3 protein-coding genes and 1 pseudogene are annotated in these 7,351 nt (G+C 41.7%); 2 read left to right on the top strand and 2 right to left on the bottom strand.

Going from position 1 to position 7,351, the window contains the following annotated elements; genetic code table 11:
- Positions 1-1,714, bottom strand: a 1,714-nt coding sequence (gene sppA, locus AX660_RS04765) for a signal peptide peptidase SppA (protein ID WP_068373284.1), incomplete at its 3' end; no start/stop codon positions are given.
- A 143-nt stretch (positions 1,715-1,857) separates the two neighbouring features.
- Between sppA and AX660_RS04760 the strand changes: the two genes are divergently transcribed.
- Complete coding sequence (locus AX660_RS04760) at positions 1,858-3,885, top strand: NADPH-dependent 2,4-dienoyl-CoA reductase (protein ID WP_082768737.1); 2,028 nt, start codon at positions 1,858-1,860, stop codon at positions 3,883-3,885.
- On the opposite strand, the gene AX660_RS04755 is transcribed toward AX660_RS04760, so the two are convergent.
- Positions 3,886-6,654: an ATP-binding protein gene (locus tag AX660_RS04755; RefSeq protein ID WP_068373278.1), complete on the bottom strand. Its 2,769-nt coding sequence runs from the start codon at positions 6,652-6,654 to the stop codon at positions 3,886-3,888.
- Positions 6,655-7,087: 433 nt separating this feature from the next.
- On the opposite strand from AX660_RS04755, the pseudogene AX660_RS04750 reads away from it, so the two are divergent.
- Positions 7,088-7,351 (top strand): annotated as a pseudogene (locus AX660_RS04750) (SIMPL domain-containing protein); the annotation flags it as partial.

The raw sequence follows: 7,351 nt of genomic DNA, 5'->3' as shown, positions 1-7,351 counted from the left end.
CTTGGCCAAAGACCTTTTTCCAGAATATTTCCTGTTCGGATAAGTTGCGCTCAACATAATAGGTATCATATTGGCTTAAGTTGGCTAGTTGTGCGGCGGCTTGAATACCGTCTTGCAGATAGCCTATTTCATCAACTAAGCCTAATTCTTTGGCGGTTTGACCAATCCAAACTCGGCCTTGGGCAATGGTATCGACATGTTCTTTACTCATGTCGCGTTTGTCTGCTACCAGTGAAATAAACTGATCATAACCATGTTCTATGCCACGTTGCAGGATGATGCCCATTTTGGGATCCAATGATTTAGTCACGCTAAAACCTGAAAAGTCCGTCGTACCCACACCATCAGTATGCACACCAAGATAATCTAAAGTGTTTTCGAAAGTCAGGAACATGCCAAATATGCCAATTGAACCCGTAATGGTGCTTGGCGCTGCCCAAATTTGGTCGGCACTGGCGGATATCCAATAGCCGCCTGATGCGGCATAAGTACTCATTACAGCTACAACTGGTTTGCCAGCGGCTTTGAGGTTTTCAACTTCTTGACGAATAATTTCTGAGGCAAAAGCACTGCCTCCTGGTGAATCCACATAAAGCACTACTGACTTAATCGAATCGTCTTGACGCGCTTTACGTAATAATTCAGCCGTGCTGTCGCCACCAATTTCACCGGCTTTCTGGTTACCATTCATGATCGAACCTTTGGCTACTACTATGCCTACTTTATCCATGTTATTGCCCATCGAGGGGTAGGCGGCGGGACTAATAATACTTAAATAGTTACGGTAGCTGATTTGTTTAAAACTCATGCCAGATTCATCTTTGCCTACTAGGCTGACTAATTCTTGTCTTGCTTGTTCGCGGGTTTTTAGCGCATCCACCCAGCCATTTTGCAAAGCGTACTGGGCAAAATCACCACCTGCCTGCTCAAATTTCACCATAAAATCATCTAACTTTTCATCAAAGTTAAGCGGTGATAAACCACGGGCAGTCGCAACACTGTCTTTGTATTGGGCCCACATAGCGTTTAACCAAGCTTGGTTAGACTCTTTAGCTGCATCTGACATATCGTCACGAATATAGGGTTCGATAGCCGATTTATAAGTGCCGACCTTAAATACGTGGGTTTGTGCTTTGAGTTTTTCTAAGGCTGATTTGTAGTAGGTTGGAAAACGCCCATACCCTTCAAACAGCATATAACCCATAGGATTAAGATAGAGATGATCTGCTTGGCTAGCCAAATAATATTGATTCTGGGTGTAATAATCACCAATGGCATAGATAGGTTTACCACTTTCTTTAAAGCCTTTAAGGGCTTGAGCAACCTGTTCAAGTTTGTCTAAACCGGCACCATTAAGTTGATGTAGATCTAAAACTAGGGTTTTGATGCGCTTGTCTTGTTTAGCGTTATCAATGGCTAAGAGTAAGTCTTGCAATAAAATTTCGTTATCTTGACTATCGTCTTCAAAAGCTTGTTGCATAAATTCTTCAAAGGGTTCAACGCCGGTTTTCTCGATGACCAGATTCCCCGTTAGCTTAAGCACTAAGGCTGAATCAGCAGGAACCATAACTTTATTATTACCACTAAATAAGCCAATCATCAGTAATAAAAATAGGCCAATAAAAATAAGATTAAAAAATAATTTGCGGCAAAAATTGAGGACTGACCACAAGCCGACAAAAAGTGACTTAGTCCAACTATTTCCTGTAGACATATAACTGCATTATCCAATAAACAAAGAGACTTGCATCCTATCTAAAATCACCTCTATAAGACATTCTGAAATGTAATTTTTTGTGAATTCTTGCCCTAATATAGATAAACTCACAGCATACTTTTATCTTTAGAGCTAATCCTGTGTCGCAAACTCCACATTTTCCACATTTATTCACTCCCTTAGATCTAGGTTTTACCACTTTAGCTAACCGCATATTGATGGGCTCCATGCATATGGGCTTAGAAGAGGAAAAAAACGGCTATGCTAAGTTGGCTGCGTTTTATGGCGAGCGTGCAGCGGGTGGAGTAGGTTTGATTGTGACCGGTGGTATTAGCCCCAATCGTCAAGGTTGGGTTTATCCCTTTGCTGCCCGCATGACCAATAAAGGCCACGCGCAAAAACATCAGATTATTACCGAGACGGTGCATCAACAGCAGGGCAAGATCTGCATGCAAATATTGCATACAGGGCGGTATGGTTATCACCCCATTAACGTAGCGCCCTCAGCCTTAAAGTCACCCATTACTCCTTTTAAGCCTCGAGCACTATCGGTACGAGGTATTTATAGCACCATTAAAGATTATGCTAACTGTGCCGCTATGGCTCAACTGGCTGGCTATGATGGTGTGGAAATCATGGGCTCAGAAGGTTATCTGATTAACCAGTTTTTGTGTGAACGCACTAACCAACGAGATGACGAATGGGGCGGTAGTTTTGCCAATCGCAGTCGTTTTGCCTTAGAAATAGTGCGTGCAGTACGTCAGCAAGTAGGTGAAAAATTTATCATTATTTTCCGTCTATCTATGCTCGATTTGGTTGAAGGTGGCAGCCCCTGGCAAGACGTTGTCGCTTTAGGCAAGTTGCTCGAAGAGGCGGGTGTCACCATTATTAATACCGGTATTGGCTGGCATGAATCTCGAGTGCCTACCATAGGCACTATGGTGCCGCGCGCGGCATTTACTTGGATCACTCAGCGCATGAAAACTGAGGTTAAGGTGCCGCTGGTGACCACTAATCGTATTAACACCCCGGAGATTGCTGAAAGTATCTTAGCCCAAGGTCATGCGGATATGGTGTCGATGGCGCGCCCCTTATTGGCTGATGAAAACTTCGCACGTAAAGCCAAACAAGGCCAAAGTGAATTAATCAATACTTGTATTGCCTGTAATCAAGCTTGTCTTGATCACGCTTTTCAGAAAAAACGTGCTACCTGCTTGGTGAATCCACGGGCAGGTTATGAAACCGAACTTAACTTTACCCTGACAACCCACAAGAAAAAACTCGCCGTAGTTGGGGCAGGACCCGCTGGATTAGCCTTTAGCTGTTATGCCGCTGAGCGTGGTCATGAAGTGCATTTATTTGATAAAGCCAGTGAAATTGGCGGCCAATTTAACTACGCCAAACGTATACCTGGTAAAGAAGAATTTTTTGAAACCTTACGTTATTTTACTCACCGATTAAAACAAACTGGCGTGAAATTACATCTTGGCACTGAGCAGACGGTAGACAGTCTAAGCGCTGGAAGTTTTGATCAGGTCGTTCTTGCTACGGGGATAGTGCCAAGAAACTTAGCCTTGCCCGGTGTTGATCATCCTAAAGTGCTTAATTACTTAGATGTACTTAAAGATAACAAAGTTGTTGGTAAGTCAGTCGCCATTATTGGCGCCGGCGGAATTGGTTTTGATGTGGCAGAATTTTTAGTTGAGCATGAGTCTTTGTCAGTTAAACCCGAAGAGTGGCTTAAATCTTGGGGCATAGATAAAGACTATCAAAACCCTGGAGCCCTCAAGCAAGCTCATATCGAAGCACCAGAACGTGAAATATTTTTATTGCAACGCAAAACGACGAAGGTGGGTAAAGGTCTAGGTAAAACTACCGGCTGGGTGCACCGCAATAGTTTGCAACGAAAAAATGTACAAATGATACCGGGTGTTGAATATGTGCGTATAGACGATGAAGGTTTGCATATTGTCGTTAACGACAAGGCCCGTTGTTTAGCGGTGGATAATATAATTTTGTGTGCCGGGCAGGAACCATTGCGTGCATTACAAGCAGGTTTGCAGGCACAAAATATCACCACCCATTTAATTGGTGGAGCTGATGTGGCAGCGGAACTCGATGCTAAACGGGCTATAAGGCAAGGAGCTGAGCTCGCGGCAAAAATTTAGTTAAGCTTTTACGAGGAATTTTAATAAGCAAGTTGTCAGTTCTTCGAAGCTTATGGGTTTACTCAAATGGGCATTTAAACCGGCAGTTTTTGCGTTATCTTTGCTTTCTTGGGTGACATCGGCAGTAAGTGCGATAATGGGAAGCTGCTGAAGATGGACAAAACGGCGGATCCTTTTGGTCGCCTCATAACCATCTAGTACAGGCATCTGACAATCCATTAACACTAAATCGAAGTGCTGTGTAGTTGCCGCTTCTACAGCAAGTAGGCCATTTTCGACGATAACAGTCTCGATGGCTAAACTACGTAGCATTTCTGTTACCACCAACTGATTAATTTCATTATCTTCTGCTACTAATATATGTTTGCCAGCCAACTCAGATAAATCAATTTGAGTAGGCAGCGGGAAGGCTTTGGGGGCAGAACATCGCTGTAATGGAACTTGGAAAGTAAACACACTTCCTACATTTACTTGACTTTCGACCGTACAACTTCCTCGCATCAATTCACAAAGTTTTTTAGAAATGCTCAAGCCTAGACCGGTTCCACCAAATTTGCGGGTGGTTGAGCTATCGGCTTGGGTAAACGCGCTAAATAGATTCTGCAACTGTTCTTCGTTCATACCAATACCGCTGTCTTTTACCGATATTTGTAAGGTGACAAAAGTACCATTGTTAAGCTCTTTGGGCATATTCAGCAGGTTTACTGACAATATAACCTTACCTTGATGGGTAAATTTAATTGCATTACTACATATGTTGGTGATGATTTGTTCTAAGCGTAATGGGTCACCTAGCAACCATAAATTTGCTGGTAAGTGATTTGTCACTTGCCATTCAATGTGTTTGTGTTTAGCACTAGATTCAAACAGTGAATTGATTTTTTTTAATAAAAAATCCATGTCAAATGGCGTTTGTTCAAGTATGAGCTTTTCTGATTCAATTTTTGAGAAGTCGAGTATGTCATTGATAAGAGCAAGAAGAGTCGTGGAGGCGCTGGCTATTTTATCGAGATAAGAGCGCAAAATTGTAATGTCATTGGCCTTTTTGGCTAATTGTGAGAATCCAAGTACCGCGTTTAATGGCGTGCGTAATTCATGACTCATATTGGCCAAAAACTGGCCTTTGGCTAAATTGGATTTTTTAGCTTCTTGGGTGGCCAAGACTAAATCATTAGTGCGCTCATTGACTAAATGATTTAACACCATCTGTCTATTATTCATTAATAAAATAAAGGCAATCGAAAACGCGACTATAAGAATTTGAAAAATATACAGTAGTGTCGATAAATCACTTTGATAATGGATTAAAAATGGACGTTTAGGTACCAGCTCCATTTGCCAATGTTGACCAGATAAGTCAAAGGTAAGTGTCATTAAATTCACGTCATTGTTGAGTTGGCTCTGTCCTGCTTGAGTGTTCCCAGCAAATACTTGTTGAGTATTTTTATCTTGTAGTTCGTACCAGAAAATATCACTCACTGCGGTTCGTAGGGCTTGTGTTAACATCTGATCAACCAAAAACACGCCGGTGGCATAGCCGATCACCTGTGGTTTATTTATATCACTGCTGTCACTGTTCTGTTCAGTTGCATAGACAGGGGCAAACAATAAATAGGCGGCTTCTGCGACATTAGATTGCACAAGTTGAATAATGGGTGTGGCACGTAAAAAATATGGGTTTAATGGTTTTTCTAAGGCGGCCCTACGTTCAGGGTTAGAAAATACATTAAAACCAATGGCATTTTCATTACCCTGCTCAGGGTTAATGTACTTCACCACGACCATAGGATCATTTTCACTGAGCGAATTGCCATTAATGATAATTGGCTGTTGGTAAATAGTTTGCAACTTAGCGACAAAGTTTCCAATGTCTTGTTGGTTAATTACGGGATTCCAATATAAGGCCTTGATGGCAGACTGTCCTGAAATGAGCTCACTAGAAAATGCCGCAAATTCCTCGCGCGAAAGCTCAGGATTAGTTTGTAAAAATCGTGACAAAAGTTGCAGTTGAGATTGATTGTTACTGATTTCACCACGTAGGCCATTGTCAATGACTTGGAGTTCACGTTTGGCTAATGCTAAGGCATTGTTATAGCTGTATTTGGCAAAAAACAAGGTGCTAAGGGATACCATAATAAACAATAGGCTACTGATACTGATGATTAACAAGCGACTTTTGCGTGTTTGTAAATCAAAGCCGTTAAAGCCCACCAGCGCGAGGATAAATGGAGCTCCTACCACGACGCCCAGAGAATCTCCCATCCACCATACAAGCATGTTCTGCCAGTAATTATCAGTGTTATAGGACGGATTAAATTGACTCAATGCAAAAACCCCAAAATTGGCGGCTATGAGGTTAACTAATACACCCACTATAACGACAAATCCTAGGATTTCTTTTTCTGACTTTAAAACTAGCGGATTACCAAACCAATATTTGAGACAAGCACTTCCAATAATCGCCTGTAATGTGGCACCTAAAGCAATTAAGGTAACTTCAGCTAACAGCGCTTGGCTTACTTGAGCCAATTCTTGAATATTGTGGGTGCTAAGATTAAAAAACAAAGAGGCAATAAATACAGCAGGAAAAAATCGCCACCACCAAATATAACAGCCTACCAGTGCAATGCCTGCAGGTAGCCAAATGGGTACAATCTGAGATTGTGTTGATAAAGAGGATAAAAGACTACCACTGACGAAATAACTGATAAATGCAACGACAAACCAGCGCCAAGAAAGAGTCAAGGGTAATGCATCAGTATTACGCAAATGGAATAGGCCTAATGAATGTCCAGCCACCGAAATGTAAAGCAGCAAGTTGGATCAGATTTTTTAGCGTCGTCATCTAAAACAATCCAGCGTTTATTGAAAACTAATATTTATCTTATCTATGCAATAAAGCAAATTTAGTTTTGTGTTATGTCTAATTGCTATAGCCTGTATTATTTTCTTTGCCATGTACACGTCAATGGGCACCATTACTGTTATTACGTCGGTGGATAACTCTTAGTCGTGGGGGCCGTAGCGGGTTTGTCACTCTGGAAAACTTCGACGTATTGCTGGTATCCCGAGTTAATTCTAGTATTTGGATTGTTGGCCATATGGATATGGTTTACCAAAGTTTAAACCGCAAGCGCAGTATGATTCTGTTGAACCAAGAGTGGCGGCGACAGCCTAAATAACAAATTACAGGAGTGACACAATGCAAAATATTAGTAAAACCAGTGCCTTAATCATTGGTTTGAGTTTAGTCGTCGGTTTAGCGGGTTTAGGTTATTTGCTAAAAACCGCAGCGCTAGAATACAAACAATTTGAACGCAGTGTGACGGTTAAAGGTTTGTCTGAAAGAGAATACCCGGCTGATATCGTGATCTGGCCAATTCAGTTTGCTTTTGCTGAAAACGACTTAACTAAACTATATAGCTTGGTGGATAATAGTACGGCTAAGATAGTCAGTTTTTTGCAA

The organism is Paraglaciecola hydrolytica (assembly GCF_001565895.1).
GTDB classification, from domain to species: domain Bacteria; phylum Pseudomonadota; class Gammaproteobacteria; order Enterobacterales; family Alteromonadaceae; genus Paraglaciecola; species Paraglaciecola hydrolytica.
Note: the sequence above shows the minus strand (reverse complement) of the source record. Positions and strands in the feature narration are given on the sequence as shown.